This is a genomic window from Neobacillus sp. BF23-41 (assembly GCF_041106275.1).
Genome location: NZ_JBGBPR010000011.1, coordinates 79,683 through 97,050, shown reverse-complemented (window position 1 = coordinate 97,050; position 17,368 = coordinate 79,683). Strand labels below are relative to the sequence as shown.

17 protein-coding genes and 1 riboswitch are annotated in these 17,368 nt (G+C 40.8%); of the genes, 16 read left to right on the top strand and 1 reads right to left on the bottom strand.

Annotated elements, in window-relative coordinates:
* The first annotated feature begins 71 nt into the window (after window positions 1-71).
* The 6 genes from AB7942_RS17395 (at window position 72) to AB7942_RS17370 (ending at window position 6,863) form a co-directional block, all read left to right on the top strand.
* A complete protein-coding gene (locus tag AB7942_RS17395; protein WP_369447846.1) occupies window positions 72-1,580 on the top strand; it encodes a helix-turn-helix domain-containing protein in 1,509 nt (502 codons plus the stop codon).
* A gap of 35 nt (window positions 1,581-1,615) precedes the next feature.
* Window positions 1,616-1,894: a hypothetical protein gene (locus AB7942_RS17390; RefSeq protein WP_142292150.1), complete on the top strand. Its 279-nt coding sequence runs from the start codon at window positions 1,616-1,618 to the stop codon at window positions 1,892-1,894.
* 253 nt (window positions 1,895-2,147) lie between these two features.
* Window positions 2,148-3,821 carry a urocanate hydratase gene (gene hutU / locus AB7942_RS17385; RefSeq protein ID WP_369447845.1) on the top strand — a complete coding sequence of 558 codons (1,674 nt, stop codon included), beginning with the start codon at window positions 2,148-2,150 and terminating at the stop codon, window positions 3,819-3,821.
* A 21-nt stretch (window positions 3,822-3,842) separates the two neighbouring features.
* Entirely contained in the window at window positions 3,843-5,135 is a 1,293-nt protein-coding gene (gene hutI, locus AB7942_RS17380) for an imidazolonepropionase (RefSeq protein ID WP_369447844.1), read from the top strand.
* Window positions 5,113-6,108 carry an agmatinase family protein gene (locus AB7942_RS17375; protein ID WP_369447843.1) on the top strand — a complete coding sequence of 332 codons (996 nt, stop codon included), beginning with the start codon at window positions 5,113-5,115 and terminating at the stop codon, window positions 6,106-6,108. Before hutI ends, AB7942_RS17375 begins: the two co-directional genes overlap by 23 nt.
* Window positions 6,109-6,623: 515 nt before the next feature.
* Window positions 6,624-6,863: a glutaredoxin family protein gene (locus AB7942_RS17370; protein ID WP_088086999.1), complete on the top strand. Its 240-nt coding sequence runs from the start codon at window positions 6,624-6,626 to the stop codon at window positions 6,861-6,863.
* Between the two features lie 69 nt (window positions 6,864-6,932).
* On the opposite strand, the gene AB7942_RS17365 is transcribed toward AB7942_RS17370, so the two are convergent.
* Window positions 6,933-8,198 (bottom strand): dicarboxylate/amino acid:cation symporter, encoded by a 1,266-nt coding sequence (locus tag AB7942_RS17365; protein WP_369447842.1) that lies wholly within the window; start codon window positions 8,196-8,198, stop codon window positions 6,933-6,935.
* Between the two features lie 261 nt (window positions 8,199-8,459).
* On the opposite strand from AB7942_RS17365, the gene AB7942_RS17360 reads away from it, so the two are divergent.
* From AB7942_RS17360 to AB7942_RS17315, 10 genes are all read left to right on the top strand, one after another.
* Entirely contained in the window at window positions 8,460-9,137 is a 678-nt protein-coding gene (locus tag AB7942_RS17360; RefSeq protein WP_369447841.1) for a response regulator, read from the top strand.
* 63 nt (window positions 9,138-9,200) lie between these two features.
* Entirely contained in the window at window positions 9,201-10,793 is a 1,593-nt protein-coding gene (gene dcuS / locus AB7942_RS17355) for a DcuS/MalK family sensor histidine kinase (RefSeq protein ID WP_369447840.1), read from the top strand.
* Between the two features lie 78 nt (window positions 10,794-10,871).
* A riboswitch (TPP riboswitch) is annotated at window positions 10,872-10,981 on the top strand.
* Window positions 10,982-11,062: 81 nt separating this feature from the next.
* Window positions 11,063-11,875 carry a hydroxyethylthiazole kinase gene (thiM, locus tag AB7942_RS17350; protein WP_369447839.1) on the top strand — a complete coding sequence of 271 codons (813 nt, stop codon included), beginning with the start codon at window positions 11,063-11,065 and terminating at the stop codon, window positions 11,873-11,875.
* A 15-nt stretch (window positions 11,876-11,890) separates the two neighbouring features.
* On the top strand, window positions 11,891-12,709 hold the full coding sequence (gene thiD, locus AB7942_RS17345; protein WP_369447838.1) for a bifunctional hydroxymethylpyrimidine kinase/phosphomethylpyrimidine kinase: 819 nt from the start codon (window positions 11,891-11,893) through the stop codon (window positions 12,707-12,709).
* Window positions 12,706-13,377, top strand: coding sequence for a thiamine phosphate synthase (thiE, locus tag AB7942_RS17340; protein ID WP_369447837.1), 672 nt, complete (start codon window positions 12,706-12,708; stop codon window positions 13,375-13,377). Before thiD ends, thiE begins: the two co-directional genes overlap by 4 nt.
* Entirely contained in the window at window positions 13,361-13,873 is a 513-nt protein-coding gene (thiW, locus tag AB7942_RS17335) for an energy coupling factor transporter S component ThiW (protein ID WP_335440312.1), read from the top strand. The genes thiE and thiW overlap by 17 nt, the downstream gene beginning before the upstream one ends.
* A gap of 16 nt (window positions 13,874-13,889) precedes the next feature.
* Window positions 13,890-15,215, top strand: a complete 1,326-nt coding sequence (locus AB7942_RS17330) for an acetylornithine deacetylase (RefSeq protein WP_369447836.1) — start codon at window positions 13,890-13,892, stop codon at window positions 15,213-15,215.
* On the top strand, window positions 15,178-15,849 hold the full coding sequence (tenA, locus tag AB7942_RS17325) for a thiaminase II (RefSeq protein WP_335440327.1): 672 nt from the start codon (window positions 15,178-15,180) through the stop codon (window positions 15,847-15,849). The genes AB7942_RS17330 and tenA overlap by 38 nt, the downstream gene beginning before the upstream one ends.
* Window positions 15,850-15,856: 7 nt before the next feature.
* Complete coding sequence (locus tag AB7942_RS17320; RefSeq protein ID WP_168243319.1) at window positions 15,857-16,600, top strand: ABC transporter ATP-binding protein; 744 nt, start codon at window positions 15,857-15,859, stop codon at window positions 16,598-16,600.
* On the top strand, window positions 16,590-17,360 hold the full coding sequence (locus AB7942_RS17315; RefSeq protein WP_088087007.1) for an ABC transporter permease: 771 nt from the start codon (window positions 16,590-16,592) through the stop codon (window positions 17,358-17,360). Before AB7942_RS17320 ends, AB7942_RS17315 begins: the two co-directional genes overlap by 11 nt.
* Window positions 17,361-17,368: the final 8 nt, after the last annotated feature.

Here is a 17,368-nt window from a genome sequence, read left to right as displayed (position 1 = left end):
CGAAGAAATTAAGTATTATGAGTACAGCCTATTGTTTTAAAAATTAATACGAAAGAAAGAGGGACATCACGATGGAAGGAAAGTGGTTGATTGCCGATCGCGATTTGAATGAACGTGAGGGATTGAAATGGCTGTTGAAAACGTCATCCATCCCTGTCACAAACATATTATTGGCTTCTAATTACCAGGAATTTGTCGTTAGGTTTGAACAAGAAAGGCCAGACGTTGTCTTAATCGAAATTGATATGATCTCCAAGGAGGATTGGACAACCTTCCGTGACCTGATGCAGATCTATGATCCGGTCTTACTGTTAACTTCCGCAGAAGGAACCTTTGAAAAAGCTCGGCTTGCCATTGACATGCAAGCGTTAGATTTAATGATTAAACCTTTGTCGGCAACCAAGGTTACATCTTCTTTCCATAAATCCTCACGAAAACTTGGAACCAAAAATCAGGTAGACGGAATTCTTAGTCCCAAAACATATATGGACATATCATATGAAGCTTTATTTATTTCTCAACCATCTTTATCAGAAAATTTTCATCTAGCGGCTTTTCAAACAGAAGGTATCAGTAAGATAAGTTCATTGCATTCTTTCTTAAGAGAATTTCCTTTCAAGGGTGTCCAAGGTATATTCGCAATGGACGATATGGTTGTGATTTTGTTTAGGGAAACGGGACATCAGTTAACAGAGCAGTGTCAAAAAGCAATGCGAAAATGGGAGGAGGAATTTTCTGACCCTCTTGCCATCGTTGTCCATAAAGGAAATACTTCGGCAATGAGCTTGAATCAACAATATTTCCAAACCCGAAAAATGCTGGAGTTCACCTATTATAAAGGCTATCGCCAAGTAGCTGAATTTGAAAGCTCACCAGAATGGGTACATATTGACCCTTTTTTAGCCCCTCCTGAACAGAGAGCATGGGTCGACATGCTGACAAACACCGATTTAGAAAAAATAAAGAAGTGGCTGTACGAGGAATTTTTACAATTACAAGAACCATTTCCTGATCCAGGATTGGTTAGAATCCAGCTTACGAGTATCCTCGCCCAGGTTAGAAGATTTATGAAGACTAATAGCTTAGACGAGAACCAAAGCTATGAACTGGAGTACCGCTATATTTTCAATTCAATTTTGTACGATAAGGTCCTTTACCGTACTGTTCAAAATCTCATCTTATTTATTCAAAAATTGTTTATAGGTGCAGAGAATAGCACCAGAAATAATCAAGATCCGATTGAACGTGGCATATCCTTTATGGAGACTCATTTTTCCAATAGTTCGCTCAGGCTCGAAGATGTGGCGCTGTATGTTGACCGTAATCCTTCCTATTTCAGCCATATGATGAACACTAAAACCGGTTCAAGCTTTACAGATGTATTGACGGCAATAAGAATGAAGGAAGCAAAACGCTTACTGATTGAAACGAACAAATCAATTAAAGAAATTTCAAACCTTGCAGGCTATCAAAATTCTAATTATTTTAGCCGGATGTTTAAGGAATTAGTAGGTACTTCACCCAGAGAATTTCGTATGAATAAAGTGAATATGTTTAAAAGCGAGAGGGAAACAGACTGATTTTTGTTAATTTATGTGGGGAGATGGGGGAAAAAATGAAGACAGTAATCATTATCTTGGTTTTATTTTTCCTGTTCATTTCATTACTTCAACTTTTTATTAATAGAAAATGGCAGCTGGTTTACACGGCGTTTGGGCATGATCAATATTTTATGATTATTGCTAAGTTAAATGCTGCAGGAGTTAAATATAAAATCAAAACTCCTGTGAATTTTCACAATGACGCTGGGTTTAAGGATCAAACACAATATGATATTTTTGTAAAAAAAGATGAAGAACACAGGGCACATACCGCCCTCCAAAATAAAAATTAATACTTTGTTTGTGTTCCTTAAAATAAAGCCAGAATTGGACCCATTAGGAAAGTGATTGGGTTATTTTTTATGTAATAAAACCTAAAGATAATATCTAATTTCTAAAGATATTATGGTTATAAGGACGAACTATCTAAAAAAAATCTGGTTCAAACGATAAATATTAGCTATTATCTAATGTTCCATTCGTATTTTTCAGAAGATTTTATTTTTATAATAAAAATAGACCTAAAACAAAAAGGGAGTGGAAGCAATGGAAACAAACACTGCGAAATCAAGAATCATTAAAAATTATAAAGGTACCGAATTACATGCAAAGGGCTGGATCCAGGAGGCGGCACTGCGCATGCTGATGAACAATCTCGATCAAGAGGTTGCCGAAAGACCGGAGGATTTAGTCGTTTATGGCGGAATTGGTAAGGCCGCTCGGAACTGGGAGTCTTATGATGCCATCGTGAAAACGCTCCTAGAATTGGAGAATGACGAAACGTTAATGATTCAATCTGGTAAGCCAGTGGCTGTTTGGAAATCGCATAAGGATGCACCGCGCGTGTTACTCGCCAACTCCAATCTGGTTCCAGCTTGGGCGAATTGGGAGCATTTCCACGAGTTAGATAAAAAGGGCTTGATGATGTATGGGCAAATGACAGCTGGCAGCTGGATTTATATCGGCAGCCAAGGAATTGTGCAGGGAACGTATGAAACATTTGCCGAGCTTGCCCGTCAGGAATTCGGAGGAACATTGAAACACACCATCACTCTAACAGCAGGTCTAGGCGGCATGGGTGGAGCACAGCCTTTATCCGTAACAATGAACGATGGGGTATGTATCGCAATCGATGTGGACGAGACAAGAATCGACCGCCGCATTGAAACCGCTTACCTTGATATTAAAACAAATGACCTTGAGGAAGCATTAAAAATGGCTCAAGAAGCAAAGGTTGCAGGTAAAGCATTATCGATTGGTTTATTAGGTAATGCAGCTGAAATTTTACCAATCATGATTGAAAAAGGCTTTAATCCAGATGTATTAACGGATCAAACATCTGCACACGACCCGCTCAATGGATATGTTCCAGTTGGTTTTACATTAGAAGAAGCGGCAACATTACGAAAAGAAAATCCAACTAAGTATGTAGAACTTTCAAAACAAAGCATGGCTCTACATGTGAAGTCAATGCTTACTATGCAACAAAAAGGTGCGGTAACGTTTGACTACGGTAACAACATTCGTCAAGTAGCGAAGGATGAAGGTGTGGAAAATGCATTTGATTTCCCTGGTTTCGTTCCCGCCTATATCCGTCCATTATTCTGCGAAGGAAAAGGTCCATTCCGCTGGGCAGCACTCTCGGGTGATCCAGAAGATATTCGCAAAATTGATGAAGCCTTGCTACGTGAGTTTAAAGATGACGAACATCTTTGTAAATGGGTGAAGATGGCCCAAGAAAAAATCAGCTTCCAAGGTCTTCCAGCTCGGATTTGCTGGCTTGGATACGGTGACCGTGCTCGTTTTGGAAAGATTATCAATGATATGGTTGCTTCTGGAGAAGTTTCAGCACCAATCGTTATTGGTCGTGATCATCTAGATGCAGGCTCTGTTGCTTCACCAAACCGTGAAACTGAAGCCATGAGAGACGGAAGTGATGCCGTTTCTGACTGGCCAATTTTAAATGCGATGATTAATGCTGTTGGCGGCGCGAGCTGGGTTTCCTTACACCATGGCGGCGGGGTTGGCATGGGTTACTCTCAACATTCCGGTATGGTAATTGTTGCAGATGGTACAAAGGATGCGGAAATTCGCTTAGAACGTGTATTAACGACTGACCCTGGAATGGGCGTTGTGCGTCATGCCGATGCAGGGTATGAGATTGCTATTAAAACAGCAAAAGAGAAGGGCATCAAAATGCCGATGCTTAAACAAGATTAAGACTGAGAGGATGGTAGATTAATGAGTACACCAATTTTTATTAGAAATGCCTCTCAACTTGTGACTTTACAAGGGAGTTCCGATGCTCCTCTTGTAAAGGGCGCGATGTCTGAGCTTGGCATTATTGAGAATGGCAGTGTTTGGTTGGAAGAGGGAGTGATCAAAGCTGTCGGAACAGACGAAGAGCTGGTAGAAAAATACGCGGAGCGATTGGGTGAAGCGGAGATAGTGGATGCAACTGGAAAGCTGGTAACTCCAGGGCTAGTTGACCCGCACACACATCTTGTGTTTGCTGGCAGCAGAGAAAATGAGTTCAATATGCGCTTACAAGGTGCTACTTATATGGAAATCATGAACAGCGGCGGTGGAATCTATGCGACGACTAGACGGACGCAGTCTGCAACACATGAAGAGCTATTTCAAGAAAGCTATGAGCGCTTGAATCAATTCCTGCGCCACGGTGTCACAACGGTTGAAGCGAAAAGTGGCTACGGGATGGAATGGGAAACGGAACTAAAGCAGCTGGAAGTGGCCCAACAGCTTAATGACAAGCATGTGATTGATGTTGTATCAACATTCATGGGAGCCCACGCTGTACCGAAAGAGTACAAACAAAATCCTGATAAGTTTGTAAGCTTGCTGATTGACGAAATGATTCCAAAGGTGGCAGAGCTCGGACTGGCAGAATTTAATGATGTTTTTTGTGAACATGGTGTTTTTACTCCAGAGCAATCGAAGCAAATTCTTGAAGCAGGCCTGCGATATGGCTTGATTCCGAAGATCCATGCGGATGAAATTGAGCCTTATGAAGGGGCAGAATTAGCGGCAGAGGTTGGGGCAATTTCGGCGGATCACTTATTAAAGGCTTCGGAAAAAGGTATGAAAGCAATGGCTGAAAAAGGTGTAGTTGGCGTGTTGCTTCCAGGAACAGCTTACTTTTTAATGGCAGAGTCTGCAAATGGCCGTAAAATGGTAGATTTGGGTGTACCGGTGGCACTGTCGACAGATTGTAATCCCGGCTCATCACCAACTGTTTCACTGCCATTCATTATGAATCTAGGCTGTTTAAAAATGGGGATGACACCTGCAGAAGTAATTACTGCCACGACAATTAATGCTGCACATGCCATAAATCGAGGCAAAGAAATTGGCAGTTTAGAGGTCGACAAAAAAGCAGATGTCACGATTTTTAACGTCGGGAATTATATGAAACTGCAATACTCTTATGGAGTGAATCATACGGATACCGTTGTGAAAAATGGTCAGGTGGTTGTCAGGGGAGGTCAGTTAGTTGAAGCGCTTTCTCTATCCTAAACTGAATCCACCGAGTTTCACATGGGTGAGACCTGATGAAGGGGCTGAGGTTGCGAAGGTTCACGAGTGGATCCAACCTCTGACAGCTGCCTCGGATCCTGAAAAAAGCAAGGACGCCGACTTTGTTATCGTCGGTGTTCCGCTGTCTCGCTCATCAATTAGTGCTTCAGGTGCCTCGGAATTTCCTGAGGCATTCCGGCGCTCGTGGCGGAGTTTTACTACTTATAACCTTGATGAGGATATTGATTTGTCGGAAATGACAGCTGTGGATGTTGGTGATGTGCCGATGCATGTCACGAATATCCAGCGGTGTCATGACAATATCATCGAAGCATCTGCTGCCCTTCATAAACATTTTGATGCCTCAAAGGTGTGTGCCATTGGCGGTGACCATTCGATAACAGCGATGATGGTCAAAGGTCTGCATCAAGTGAGGCCTGATGAAAAAATTGGCATCCTGCAGTTTGATACCCATTTTGATTTAAGGGATATGACCGATAATGGCCCGTCCAATGGGACTCCAATGCGGAACTTAATTGAGAGCGGAGTAGTTGAGGGTAGTAATATGTACAATATCGGCCTGCATGGATTTTTTAATACAAAAGATTTGAAGAACTATGCTGATGAAAAAGGCGTCAACTATTTCACGCTTCGTGAATCTCGAAAAAAGGGGATTGAAGAAACGGTTGTTGCTTGTTTAGAAGCGCTCGCTGCGAAGGTGGATACTATTTATTTAACAGTCGATATGGATGTTCTTGATATTGCCTATGCTCCAGGGGTACCGGCCTCAACGCCTGGGGGCATGACAACAGCAGAACTGCTGGAAGGGGTACTAGCGGCAGCCAAGCATCCCAAAGTAAAAGCCATGGACATCGTCTGCCTTGACCCACAAAAAGATACTTCCGCTCAACCCACCGTCAAACTTGGAACACACGTATTTCTAACCTTCCTCACTGGGGTAATGCTGAGATAGTGGTCAAAAGTAATGTGGTGTCACTTTGTGGTGTCAGGTACCAAGAAAAGACACTATTAGTGTTTTGTCCGTCTCAGATGGACAGTGTGGTGACATACCGTAATTGTTTGCTCATAAAATGAAAACATCAACCTTGTAGACTGTGTCTTAAGACCTGTCTGCAAGGTTTGTTTATTCTAGGAAAAATGATGTAGTCTGGGCAATAATTTTGGGGAAATAAATCTTAATTATTCCTCGGGAAAGCGCACGATTAGACAATTATCGATACTTTTTTCATTGGATATACCCCGTCTATTTCCCAACAGAATGGAATTAATTTATTTAAATGGAAACGAGTCATATGAAAAATTTATCCTTTTGGGATATACTTAACTTTATAAGTAGAAGTTTGGAGTCGCCCAATGAAATTATCTGTATTTCAGTTAACCAAATACCAGTAAGGGTTACATTGGAGTCTAAGCATATCTTTTTCACTAAACTTAATTCTGAAAATATGTAAAAGGGGAAAATAAACAATGAATAAACAAGTAATCGTTTATACAACAAAAGACTGTATTGAATGTACGATGGTCAAAAAAGTTCTTAATGAGGAAGGAATTGCTTTTGAATCCAGGGACGTGTTGGCAAACCCTGAATATCAGGAGGAAGTGGAGAAATACGGCTTTCTAGGGGTTCCTGTTACTGTGGTTGATAATCGAGCAGTGAAAGGATTTACAAATGAATTAAAGGAACTTATAGAAATAGCAAAAAGTTAAGGTGCAGCTGTCAATGCAGTACAAAAATGGCTTGGAGTAAAATCCCCCAAGCCATTTTTCTGTAATTTTTTATGCACTAATTGATTTATCTGTTTTGGTACTTTGAATTTCAGCGGTAGGGTGGAATTCGTTTTCCATCTTGGAAACAACCACAGTTGCTACACCATTTCCGATTAAGTTCGTAATTGCACGTGCTTCAGACATAAAACGATCGACACCTAGTAACAAGGCAATCCCTTCAACTGGTATTACCGGGAAAGCAGATAGAGTAGCAGCTAGTGTAATAAAACCAGAACCCGTTACACCGGCAGCACCTTTAGATGTCAACATAAGAATACCTAATAAAGTGATTTGATGCCAAATCGTAATATCGACATTGTAAGCCTGAGCAATAAAGAGCGCGGCCATTGAAAGATAAATAGCAGTACCATCTAAGTTAAAGGAATACCCGGTTGGAACGACAAGACCAACTACTGATTTGGAACAGCCGTATTTTTCAAGTCTTTCCATCATTCTTGGTAAAGCGGATTCAGAGGATGAAGTACCTAGCACCAAGAGAATTTCTTCTTTAATATAAGCGATAAATTTAAAAATATTAAATCCATAAAGTTTCGCGATCGAACCTAGGACAAAGACGATGAAAAGAAACATCGTTGCATAAACGCTTCCCATCAATTTCCCAAGCGATACTAAAGAACCTAGACCAAAATTACCAATCGTATAGGCCATTGCACCAGATGCTGCAATTGGTGAAAATTTCATTACGATATTAACAATCTTAAAGAATATCTCCGTAAATTGCTCAAACAAGGCAACAACTGGTTTTCCTTTTTGCCCCAAGGAAGCAAGTGCAATTCCAAACAGGACAGCAAAGAATAAAATTGGAAGCAGCTCGCCCTTCGCCATTGCCCCGACAAAATTATCAGGAATAATTCCTAAAATAAATTCGATAAATCCATGGCTTGTTTCTTTAGCCTGCGTGGTAAATTGTGAAATATCACCGCCTTTTACGGAATCTGTATTAAACCCAGATCCTGGCTTAATGATATTAACTAGGAGTAAACCAATCGCTAAAGCAAACGTCGTTACAATTTCAAAATACAGGAGCGCTTTCCCGCCGATACGCCCAACCTTCTTCAAATCCCCCATGTTACCGATACCAATGACTATTGTAAAAAATACAATTGGAGCAATGACCATTTTAATTAACTTGATAAAGATATCCGCCAAAACCTTTAATTCTGTACCGAATTTCGGAAAAAGAAATCCGATGACAATCCCAAGTACGATCCCCAATAATACTTGGACGGTCAAATTTTTGAAATTAATTTTCATTTTCTCATACACCCCTTTGTTTTATAAAACTGTTACCGCTTTCAAACCCACCCAAGCACATAATAAATGAAAATTCAGATAATAGTAAGGTTTTGGTCATATTGGTCTTATTGTTCCTTTTGTTATAGAAAATACCTTAAATAACTCTCATATTAATCGAACAAAAAATGCTATCTATGAATTTACTATTTTAATAAAATAGGCCATGATAATAATATAAAGGGAAATATAGTTTCATTTAATGTAAGGGGGAGCAGGGGGATGTTTCCGTTAAAAGTACTATTGATTGAAGATGATCCGATGGTTCGAGAGGTACACCGCCAATTCATTGATAGGATTGAAGGGTTTTCGATTATCGGAATCGCCTCCAATGGGATGGAAGGGTTAAGATTAATGAAAGAACTCTGTCCGGATCTGGCGATTATCGATATTTATATGCCTTATATGGGTGGATTGGAAATGCTCAGCGAACTTCGTTCAGAGGCCTATTCAGTGGATGTGATAGCGATTACAGCTGCGAGCGATATCGAAACCATCCACCGTGTAAGACAACAAGGGGCTGTTGATTACATCATAAAACCGTTTACCTTTGATCGAATTAAAAAGTCACTTGATAATTATAAAAACTATCGAGTGAAATTAGGAGAAAAGAAAGCTCTTTTACAGGAGGAGCTCGATCAAATTTTATTTATTGATAGCAAAGAAGAAAGCGAAAGAGAGAGTTTACCCAAGGGATTAAATATGAATACGTTAATAAAAATTACCCATTTTATTTCGCAGGAAAAAGAACCTGTTTCTGCGGAAGAAGTGGCGGAAAGCATAGGAATGGCTCGGGTAACGGCTCGAAGATACCTTGATTACTTAGAAAAAGAAGGAAAAGTCAAGATTCATATCCATTACGGGGGCGTCGGTAGACCTATCAACCGTTACGGTGTTTAACGCAAATACCTTGAAAAGATTGCCTGTAAGAAAGGGGGAATCATGTTGGGGTGGAAAATAGGGTTGTCCAAACCAAAACTTCGTTTACAATCGACGATAACCCTGCTGGTTTGTATCGTGGTCGTGATGGCATTGTTAGTAACCGAGATTTTAATCACCAACAGAATTTCACAGGAAACAGAGAAAAACCAAGCCGAGAAAGCAACAGATATTGCGAGGATTGTTGCAAGCTCTCCGATTGTCATGAATGGGCTTAAAAATAAAACAGCAGAGAAGGATATCCAAACATTTGCGAATGATATTAAACAATCAACGCATGTTGAATTTATCGTCGTAATGGACATGTATGGAACAAGAAAATCACATCCTAACCGCAACCTATTAGGTCTGCATTTTGTCGGTGGAGATGAAGGACCTGTTTTAAAAGGGAAAGAGCATATTTCCATTGCCAAAGGGACATTGGGATTGTCTTTACGCTCGTTTGTTCCAGTGTATGATCAAGAAAATAAACAAATAGGAGCAGTAGCGGTTGGGATTTCTTTAGAAAAAGTTAATCAGGCGATCGAACAAAGTAGGAAAATTATTTTGATCGGTGTAGGAGTCGGAATTCTAGTTGGGATTCTAGGAGCCCTTTTTCTAGCAAGAAAAATCAAAGCGATTCTTTTTGGACTTGAGCCGAGTGAGATGGCAAAATTGCTTGAGGAACGTAGTGCGATGCTTCAATCCACCAAGGAAGGAATTTTGGCAGTTGACCAGGATGCGTTTACCACTCTCGTAAATAATGAGGGGATCCGACTTCTTCAAAAGGCTGGCATTCATGGGTCCTTTTTAGGAAGAAAAGTGGATGACTACATGCCAAATTCAATGCTATCTTCCGTTCTAGAAACAGGGGAATCTCAATTAGACCAAGAACAAGAAATCAATCATATTACCATTTTAACCAATCGGGTTCCGGTTGTTGTCAAAGGAAAGATTGTCGGTGCGATTGCTACCTTCCGAGAAAAAACCGAAATCAAGCAATTAGCTGAACAATTAACTGGTGTAAAGCTATACGCGGAAGCACTGAGAACCCAATCACATGAATTCATGAATAAACTGCATGTAATATCAGGTTTAATTCATATAAAAGACTATCAAATGGTCTCGTCATACATTACCAAAATTGTCGATCACCAACAAACTGAGGTAGAATTTGTTATTAGTCGTTTTAAAGATCCTGTTTTAGCAGGTTTTATTGTAGGAAAACTTAGCTTTGCTAGGGAAAATGGCTGTGAATTAATCATTGATGGGGAAGGAAGTCTACCTGAACCACAACAGCAGGAAATAACGCATGAAGTGGTTACGATCCTAGGGAATTTAATCGATAATGCACTAGATGCTGTTGCGGACCGTCCAAATAAAAAAGTTACCTTAAGGTTTGACTATTACGATGATGTCCTTGCCTTAGAGGTTCATGATACAGGTAAAGGAATCGATGAGGATGTAAGAAATCGATTATTTATCAAAGGATATTCTACCAAGGGTGAAAACCGCGGAATCGGTTTATCATTAGTGCAGCGAAGCTTGGAAAAATTAAATGGACAGATAGAAATTCTTTCCCAAAAAGATAAAGGGACAACATTTATTGTTACTTTCCCTTATAAAAGCAAACAATAATAATGTTATGTTAACTGATATTTTTTCCTTTACATTCTAGTGCCATAGGAATATTATGTAGTTAGTTAAATAAAGTATTAGATCTACTAGGGGTGCCCTGTAAACAGGCTGAGAGAAAATGGAGAAATTTTCAACCCTTCGGACCTGATCTGGGTAATACCAGCGTAGGAAAGTAGCCAAGTGAATGTTAATTATTTCTTTGACTAACTAACCAGGTCCATTATTGGATCTGGTTTTTTTATTTTAAAAAAAGAAACGGGGAAATTGAGATGGAAAAAAATAGTTTGTATGAAACGTTGGAAGAAGTTAGAAAGGTTAACCCACTGGTACATAATATTACCAATGTGGTCGTTACGAATTTTACGGCAAATGGGCTTCTTGCCCTTGGTGCCTCACCGGTCATGGCATATGCAGCCGAGGAAGTAGCAGATATGGCCAAGATTGCAAGTTCATTAGTATTGAACATTGGAACATTAAACCCACAGACAGTAGATTCGATGATTATTGCCGGAAAAGCGGCCAATGAATCCGGTGTTCCCGTCATATTTGACCCGGTTGGTGCAGGGGCTACCCGCTATCGAACCGAAACCGCGCAAAGAATTATGAACGAGGTAAATGTCTCTGTGATTAGAGGAAACGCAGCCGAAATTGCCAATGTGGTTGGTGAAAAGTGGGAAATTAAGGGCGTCGATGCTGGGGATGCAAAAGGAAATATCATTGAACTAGCTATTACTTCAGCACAAAAATTGAATGGTCTTGTCGTCATCACTGGAAAAGAGGATGTCGTTTCGGATGGGAAAACAACCTATGTCGTGTCAAATGGACATCCAATTTTAACGAAGGTGACAGGCACTGGCTGTTTATTAACCTCTGTGATTGGAGCGTTTGCAGGAGTGGAGAAGGACCTGCTTCAAGCTTCAGTGGCTGCTTTAACGTATTATGGAATCGCAGCAGAGAAGGCAGCGGCAAAAACAGTTGAAATGGGACCTGGAAGTTTCCAAATCGAATTTTTAAACCAATTAGCTTTAGTTGCTACCGATGATATCATTTCACATGCTTCTTTTAAAAAGTTTAATCGATAACTGGAGGTAATTTGAATGAAAAAAGCATTAACAATCGCTGGTTCTGATAGCGGCGGTGGAGCAGGAATTCAAGCGGATTTAAAGACATTTCAGGAATTAGATGTTTTCGGGATGTCGGCATTAACTGCAGTAACGGCACAAAATACTTTAGGAGTCCATGCTGTCTATCCAATGACAGCTGAGGCAGTCGTAAAACAGATCGAAGCGATCGGCGAGGATATCGGTGCGGATGCGGTGAAAACAGGAATGCTTTTTAATGCTGAAATCATCGAGGCCGTCGCTGCACAGCTCAGGAATTATCAATGGCAAAATATTGTTGTCGATCCAGTCATGATTGCTAAAGGTGGCGCTTCCTTGTTGCAAATGGAAGCCATTTCTGCCATGAAAAAATACTTATTGCCGATAGCAACGGTAATCACCCCGAATATTCCAGAAGCGGAAGTACTAACGGGCATGTCGATTATGACGGTGGAAGATAAACTGGAGTCTGCTAAAAGACTACATGCGTTAGGCGTAAAAAATGTCGTGATTAAGGGTGGCCATGATGAAAATGAGTCTGAATCCACTGATTTATTATTTGATGGAAAGGAATATTACTACTTTACCAGCAAGAGAATTCAGACAAAGAACACACATGGAACAGGTTGTACTTTTTCAGCAGTAATTACTGCTGAACTTGCAAAAGGGGAAACTCTTTATGAAGCAGTATGTATAGCAAAGGATTTTATTCAGGCGGCAATTGAGAACCATTTGGAGATCGGGCAAGGACATGGTCCAACTAACCATTGGGCATATCGAAAAAGGAAAAGCGCTAAGGAGCTGGCTGAATTATGAAAAACCTACAAGCGGCTTTAAGTGTTTATTTTATCATGGGCAGTACCAACTGTTTAAAGGATCCAGCCGAAGTATTAAAAGAGGCAATTGCCGGTGGGATTACACTTTTTCAATATCGAGAAAAGGGTGACGGCGCATTAACTGGAGCTGACAAATATGCACTCGCGAAAGAACTTCAAGCCATTTGCAGAGCACATCATATCCCTTTCATTGTTAATGACGATATCGAGTTGGCTGTGGCAATTGATGCGGACGGTGTACATATCGGACAAGAGGATGAAACGGTATACACAGTTCGAGAGAAGATTGGTGATAGGAGAATCCTTGGGGTTTCCGTCCATTCAACGGAAGAAGCAATGATTGCAATAAGCGGTGGTGCTGACTATTTTGGCATTGGCCCTGTTTTTCCGACAAAAACAAAGGCGGATGCCAAGCCATCACGGGGAACAATACTGATCGAAAAATTACGAAAAGATGGCATTGATATTCCGATTGTTGGGATTGGCGGGATCACGGTAGAAAACGCTCAATCGGTAGTGGAGGCTGGGGCAAATGGGGTTTCCGTTATTACGGCAATAAGCCATGCAGAATCACCAATCGAAGCAGCCAGAGCGTTAAGAAATAGTGTCGGTATTCATGAGAGGTATTCAAATGAACAAAACACATAAACTGACGTTAACTGCGATGATGATAGCCATTGGTACCATTTCAAGCAACCTGTTCTATATACCGATTGGATTTACAAAGGTCTTCCCGGTTCAGCACTTTTTGAACGTTTTATCAGCCGTTCTTTTAGGCCCTTATTATGCTGTAGCTCAGGCCTTTTGCGTTTCCCTGCTAAGAAATCTGATGGGAACTGGTTCGATTTTTGCCTTTCCCGGTAGTATGGTTGGAGCCTTACTGGCCTCGCTATTATTTTGGAAGACTAGAAAGATCTATCTTGCTTTTATCGGTGAAGTAATTGGAACGGGTATCATTGGGGCACTGCTTTCTTACCCACTCGCAACTCTTTTTCTCGGTCAAAAGGCAACATTATTTGGGTTTATTCCATTATTTATATTTAGCTCGTTTGCTGGAGCGTTGATTGGATTTATTATTTTAACCGTATTTTTAAGAAAGAAAGTTTTGATTGTTAGTGAAAATGATACCACTATCAGAAACTAATCATGGGAGTAAACAAATGAAAGAGGATTTGCTTGAAAAAATCTCACAAGAAGTTGAAGCGAGAGAAGCGGAATTAATCGAATTGTTGACCAACCTTATCGCGTTTCCAACCGTTAGTCCTCCTGCACGGAATACAAATGATGTCCAGGGATTTATAAAAGGGTATTTAGAAAACATGGGATTTTCCACAGATAAGTGGGATGTCTATCCCGGAGATCCGAATGTGGTTGGCCATTTACCTGGAGAATCTTCTGATCAATATAATAGTTTGATTGTAAATGGTCATGTGGATGTCGCGGAAGTTGGGGATAATACAGATTGGGATTATTCTCCGTTTTCTGCCTATCGGAAAGATTCCTACATATATGGACGTGGTGTGGCCGATATGAAAGGTGGAATTGCAGCATCACTAATCGCAATTAAACTTTTAAAAGATCTGGGTATCCCGCTCAAAGGTGATCTCCAATTTCAATCTGTTATCGGTGAAGAAGTTGGAGAGGCTGGGACGCTGGCATGCACTGAGAGGGGTTATACAGCTGACTATGCAGTAGTGGTTGATACAAGTGATTTACATATTCAAGGACAAGGCGGCGTCATAACTGGATGGATTACCATTCAAAGCAAAGAAACATATCATGATGGAATCCGGAGGAAGATGATTCATGCAGGTGGCGGTGTTAAAGGGGCCAGTGCGATCGAGAAAATGATGAAGATTATTTCGGGACTACAAGACTTAGAACGCCACTGGGCCGTTACGAAAAGTTATCAGGGCTTTCCTCCCGGCACAAATACGATTAATCCTGCCGTTATTGAAGGTGGCAGGCATGCGGCATTTGTGGCTGATCGCTGTGCTTTATGGGTTACGGTTCATTTTTACCCGAATGAAGACTATGAAGAGGTAATTAAAGAAATAGAACAACATATTGGTGCAGTTGCAGCGGCAGATCCCTGGCTTCGCGAGAATCCGCCACAGTTTGTTTGGGGCGGAAAATCAATGATTGTTGACCGTGGCGAAATTTTTCCTTCTTTGGAGATTGAATCGGATCATCCTGGTACGAAGGTCTTAGCTGACGCCTATGAAAAATTGTTAACGGAAAAGCCAACCATGGGTATGTCAACCACCGTTACAGATGCAGGCTGGCTGGGGCGAGCTGGTATTCCAACGGCCATCTTTGGTCCTGGTAAATTGGAAGATGCCCATGCTGTAAATGAAAAGGTAGAAGTTCGGCAATTATTAGATTTTACAAAAGTATTAGCAGTATTTATTGCGGAATGGTGTAACACGAGGAAGGAAGAGTATGGAAATGAAACTCACCGAAAGACTTTATCAATCAGTAAATGATGTATGGCAGAAAACCCATCATCATCCATTTGTAGTCGGTATAGGTACAGGGGATCTGCCTGTTGAATCCTTTATCCGCTACATGAAACAGGATTATGTGTTTTTAATTGACTATTCTAAACTGTTTGCGTTAGGGACCGTTAAGGCAAGAGACATTGAAACCATGGCCGCCTTTGCGAAGCTTTTGCATGAGACATTGCACGGGGAAATGGATCTGCACCGACAGTATGCTGAGAGGTTTGGAATTACCCATCAACAGCTGGAGGAAACAAAACCAACCCCGGTTAACTTAGCTTATACTCGGTATATGCTAAATGTCGCTCAAACAGGTTCGCTCGAGGAATTAATTGCTGCTCTCTTGCCTTGTATGTGGAGCTACTGGGAGATTAGCAAGATGCTAGCAGATACTTATCCAAATGCTAGTGACCATCATCTTTATGGAGAATGGGTGAAAATGTACTCTTCTGATGAATTTGGTTCATTAGCAACTTGGTTGATCGATTTGTTAGATAGATTGACAGAGGGTAAACCGGAGCGGGAATTAGCCAACTTAGAAGAACACTTTCTGACTACATCAAAATTTGAATATATGTTCTGGGATATGGTCTATCAGGGAGGCGAGTGGCCTGTCTAACTCAACCATGTTATCTATAAAAAACCTATCCTACTCTTTTCAAAGTGAAGGAAACTCCAATCCTATTTTCAATCAAATTTCACTAGACGTTAAGCCTGGAGAGTTTGTCTCAGTGATAGGCGCAAGTGGATCTGGAAAGAGCACTCTTTTTAAATTGATTTCTGGTTTACTTGAACCTGATCAAGGAGATATTATGGTCAATGGTCAAAAGACTGGAAAGAGATTAGGGAGTATCGGTTACATGCCGCAAAAGGATCTGCTTTTACCATGGAGAACCGTTTTAGAAAACGTGTTACTACCTTTAGAAGTGACAAAGGAACCAAAGCAAGCGAGAATTCCTGAAATAAGAGAGTGGTTATCGCGGTTTGGTTTGGCAGAATATGAAAAAGCTTATCCGAATGAACTTTCGGGAGGAATGAAGCAGCGCGTAGCCTTTTTAAGAACCCTTATGACAGGGAAGGATCTTTTATTATTGGATGAGCCCTTTGGCGCACTCGATTCCCTGACAAAACGGAACATGCATAGCTGGTTATTAGGACTGTGGGGGGAATTACAAAAGACGGTATTGTTTATTACCCATGATCTTGAAGAAGCAGTTTTGTTGAGCGATAGAATCTATTTGCTCCAAGACACCGGAATCAAAGAAATGAAGGTCAACCTGGCGAGACCAAGAAGTTCACAGCTAATCTATCAATCAGAGTTTATTACGATGAGAAAAGAACTGGAGTGGCTGATTCACAATGAAAGCTAGTTTGAAAAAATGGACGGAACAGTACGGTTTGTTTTTGATCGTGGTGATCCTCCTTCTCAGCATATGGGAATGGGTCGTCAGGCAAGGCATGATTCCTTCCTTTATTTTGCCAGCTCCTTCGGCTATTTGGGGGTCATTACAAGAAAACCGACAGCTTTTATTTGAAGTTCATTTGCCGGCTACTGTAAAGGAAGTTCTGATCGGTTTTGTGCTCTCCGTAATCGGTGGATTATCGCTGGGAGTTGCTATGCACTTTTCTCGTTCCATTGAAAAGGTACTATATCCATTTCTTGTTATATCACAAACGGTGCCGCTAATTGCAATTTCACCGATTTTTATTATGTGGTTTGGCTATTCGATTTGGAGCAAAATTGCCGTGACCATTTTAACCGCCTTCTTTCCCATCGTCGTAAGTACCTATGATGGGTTGAAATCTGGTGGAAGTGAATACCGTGAATTACTGTTAACGATGGGCGCCAATCGCTGGACAATTTTTAAAAAAATCCAGGTTCCAATGGCGTTGCCAGCCATTTTTTCAGGATTGAAGTTGTCAGTTGTTTATTGTGTTGTCGGAGCGACGGTTGGTGAATGGCTGGGGGCAAGTGAAGGTTTAGGGTACTTCAGTCGACGAATGTCTGGTAACTTACAGGCAGACTCCGTGTTTGCGGCAATATTTTTATTATCGCTTTTAGGGATTGTCTTGTTTTTATTGATTGGATTATTGGAAAAACAGCTATTGAAAAATAAGATTCGCAACTAGAGAGGAAG

Coding starts and splice junctions, on each gene's coding strand:
- AB7942_RS17395 (WP_369447846.1), top strand. CDS start 72: ATGGAAGGAAAGTGGTTGATTGCCGATCGCGATTTGAATGAACGTGAG.
- AB7942_RS17390 (WP_142292150.1), top strand. CDS start 1,616: ATGAAGACAGTAATCATTATCTTGGTTTTATTTTTCCTGTTCATTTCA.
- hutU (WP_369447845.1), top strand. CDS start 2,148: ATGGAAACAAACACTGCGAAATCAAGAATCATTAAAAATTATAAAGGT.
- hutI (WP_369447844.1), top strand. CDS start 3,843: ATGAGTACACCAATTTTTATTAGAAATGCCTCTCAACTTGTGACTTTA.
- AB7942_RS17370 (WP_088086999.1), top strand. CDS start 6,624: ATGAATAAACAAGTAATCGTTTATACAACAAAAGACTGTATTGAATGT.
- AB7942_RS17365 (WP_369447842.1), bottom strand. CDS start 8,198: ATGAAAATTAATTTCAAAAATTTGACCGTCCAAGTATTATTGGGGATC.
- AB7942_RS17360 (WP_369447841.1), top strand. CDS start 8,460: ATGTTTCCGTTAAAAGTACTATTGATTGAAGATGATCCGATGGTTCGA.
- thiM (WP_369447839.1), top strand. CDS start 11,063: ATGGAAAAAAATAGTTTGTATGAAACGTTGGAAGAAGTTAGAAAGGTT.
- thiD (WP_369447838.1), top strand. CDS start 11,891: ATGAAAAAAGCATTAACAATCGCTGGTTCTGATAGCGGCGGTGGAGCA.
- thiE (WP_369447837.1), top strand. CDS start 12,706: ATGAAAAACCTACAAGCGGCTTTAAGTGTTTATTTTATCATGGGCAGT.
- thiW (WP_335440312.1), top strand. CDS start 13,361: ATGAACAAAACACATAAACTGACGTTAACTGCGATGATGATAGCCATT.
- AB7942_RS17330 (WP_369447836.1), top strand. CDS start 13,890: ATGAAAGAGGATTTGCTTGAAAAAATCTCACAAGAAGTTGAAGCGAGA.
- tenA (WP_335440327.1), top strand. CDS start 15,178: ATGAAACTCACCGAAAGACTTTATCAATCAGTAAATGATGTATGGCAG.
- AB7942_RS17320 (WP_168243319.1), top strand. CDS start 15,857: ATGTTATCTATAAAAAACCTATCCTACTCTTTTCAAAGTGAAGGAAAC.
- AB7942_RS17315 (WP_088087007.1), top strand. CDS start 16,590: ATGAAAGCTAGTTTGAAAAAATGGACGGAACAGTACGGTTTGTTTTTG.